4 protein-coding genes are annotated in these 2,230 nt (G+C 72.1%); 2 read left to right on the plus strand and 2 right to left on the minus strand.

Annotation, left to right across the window (positions count from 1 at the left end; genetic code table 11):
- The coding region (locus tag AOK24_RS31235) for a YfhO family protein (protein ID WP_159052042.1) at positions 1 to 642 on the minus strand (642 nt) is incomplete at its 3' end.
- Between the two features lie 253 nt (positions 643 to 895).
- Between AOK24_RS31235 and AOK24_RS31240 the strand changes: the two genes are divergently transcribed.
- On the plus strand, positions 896 to 1,270 hold the full coding sequence (locus AOK24_RS31240; protein WP_055723398.1) for a VOC family protein: 375 nt from the start codon (positions 896 to 898) through the stop codon (positions 1,268 to 1,270).
- A gap of 28 nt (positions 1,271 to 1,298) precedes the next feature.
- Positions 1,299 to 1,919 carry a hypothetical protein gene (locus tag AOK24_RS31245; RefSeq protein WP_079057086.1) on the plus strand — a complete coding sequence of 207 codons (621 nt, stop codon included), beginning with the start codon at positions 1,299 to 1,301 and terminating at the stop codon, positions 1,917 to 1,919.
- Positions 1,920 to 1,983: 64 nt separating this feature from the next.
- Here AOK24_RS31245 and AOK24_RS31250 read toward each other — a convergent pair.
- Positions 1,984 to 2,230: CGNR zinc finger domain-containing protein (locus tag AOK24_RS31250; protein ID WP_206191292.1), on the minus strand; the 247-nt coding region annotated here is incomplete at its 5' end.

Genomic DNA, 2,230 nt, shown 5'->3' on the forward strand with positions numbered 1-2,230 from the left:
GGCCAGGACCAGGGCGGCGCCGAGGGTCGCCATGTACGCGGTGTAGAAGTTCGCCGTCCACGCGAGCGCCACGACCAGGACGCCCACGACGTACCGGCGCCCGGCGAGCAGCCACTCCCCCACCAGGCACAGCACCGGCAGCGCGATCAGCCCGTCGAGCCACATGAGGTTGTACGACGCGTCGGCGAGGCTCCAGCCGCACAGCGCGTACGAGACGCCGAGCAGGACGGCGGCCCAGCGCGGGCCCGGCCGCAGCGTGAGGAGGAGCCAGGTCATGGCCGCCGCCGCGCTCGCCGTCTTCAGCGCGGTGATGACGTACACCGCGAGGTCGATCTCGTCGCGCGGGAACACGCCGACGAGGAGCGCGAAGGGGCTGCTGACGTACGTCGCGAAGTCGGGCAGGAAGCTCGCGCCGAAGCCGGACTGCCAGTTCATGACCAGGCCGCCGTCGGCGCGGCCGTGCAGGAGGTCCCAGAGGTGCGCGTGGTACGGCAGGTACTGGTTGCCGAGGTCGTTGACGTTGCGCGTGCGGGGACCGAAGGGGTAGCTGCGGGCGATGGCGTCGGCCGCGCAGAAGACGGCGAGCGTGAGGAGCGCGGCGAGTCCTGCGGCGGTGCGGCGCGTACGGGTGGTCGTTTCCACGCAGGGTCAGAGCGGGGCGGCCGGTGGAGGGTTGCGGGGGTCCCGGAAGGTTCACCGGCTTGTCGGCCGCTGTTCCCCTTGGCTAGGGTCACCTCCATGAACACCGGACCGGCGCGCAGGCGCCACGCACGGATCGGCTATCCGGTGGCCGACTGATCCTCGGGCGGGGTCGAGCCCCGCCGATCGCTCGGAGACGACGACGCGTTCCGCGGTTTCCGTTCCGAGTGAATCCGAGTGAGAGGTCGACCACCGCATGCCCGCTTCTTTCAACCACACGATCATCGCGTCCCAGGACCGCGAGGAGTCCGCCCGTTTCTTCCGGGAGCTCCTCGAAGTCGGCGAAGCCCCGTCGTGGGGTCCGTTCACCAACATCCAGCTCGCCGACGGCACGCTGCTCCAGTTCGCGGAGCCGCCGGTCGAGATCCAGATGCAGCACTACGCGTTCCTCGTGGACGACGAGCTGTTCGACCGCGCGTACCAGCGGCTGTGCGAGGCCGGTGTCACGCACTGGGCCGACCCGCAGATGACCCGGCCCGGTGAGACGAACACCGGGCACGGCGGCCGGGGCGTCTACTTCAAGGACCCCTCGGGCCACGCGATCGAGCTGCTCACCCGGCCGTACCTGTAACCCTGTCCGACCTGCGAGGATGACCGGCGTGAACATAGCTGACACGCCGGTCACCGGGCTCGGCCTCACCGGTTTCACGGAGGTCGAGTCCGGCCTGTGGCAGGACGGGGCGGGGCTCCTCCTGTCCGTGCACTTCTTTCCGCTCGCCCCCGACCTCCCGGCTCCCCTGAGCGACCCCGCGCGTCTGCGTGCCGGTGCCGCGCAGGGGGTCGCCGGGAGCGGGGGCGGGCTCGTCGAGGCCGAGTTCGGGGCGGTCGACGGGGTGCCGGCGCTGTGGCAGCTCGTGAAGATGCCGCTGGGGTCGCGGCCCGGTCAGGCGTTCCTCGCGTCGTGGACCGTGCCGAGGGACCGGTGCAGCGTCGTGGTCAAGGCGCAGGCCGCCGAGGGGCCAATGACCGGGATGCGGGAGGCCGTGATCCTGGCGGAGGTGGGGCCCGAGGAGTACTTCCGGCCGCATCCGTACGGGGCTCGGGGCGGACTCCCGTACCACGTGGGCGACTTGGAGCGGTGGGACGCCCGCTTCCCGGACCATCCGCTGACCCGGGTACGGGAGACGCTGCGGCGGGTGACGCCCACGGTGACGCTGGACGAGGGGTTCAAGGGGCTGCCGGGGTTCGGGGAACGCAAGCGGCGCTGGTTCCGGCGTTAGACGCCGCATTCCGTCAACTCCGCCTCCCTGTCAGGCCCCGCGTTCCGTCGACTCCGCCTCCTTGTCAGGCCCCGCGTTCCTTCTTCGCCGCGTACGCCCGCGCCGCCCTGACCCGGTTGCCGCACTTCGTCGAGCACCAGCGGCGTGCCCCGTGGGAGCGCAGGAACCAGCGGGCGCAGCCCTGGGCGGCGCACTGCGTGAGCTGGTCGGCGTCGGGGCCGGTGAGGAGGTCGAGGGTGTCCTCGGCGAGGAGGGAGAGGGCGGCGGCGGCCGGGTTGCCGGTGTCGGGGTCGGTGGTGCGGCGGGGTCCG

It is taken from the genome of Streptomyces niveiscabiei (assembly GCF_001419795.1).
Taxonomy (GTDB): Bacteria; Actinomycetota; Actinomycetes; order Streptomycetales; family Streptomycetaceae; genus Streptomyces; species Streptomyces niveiscabiei.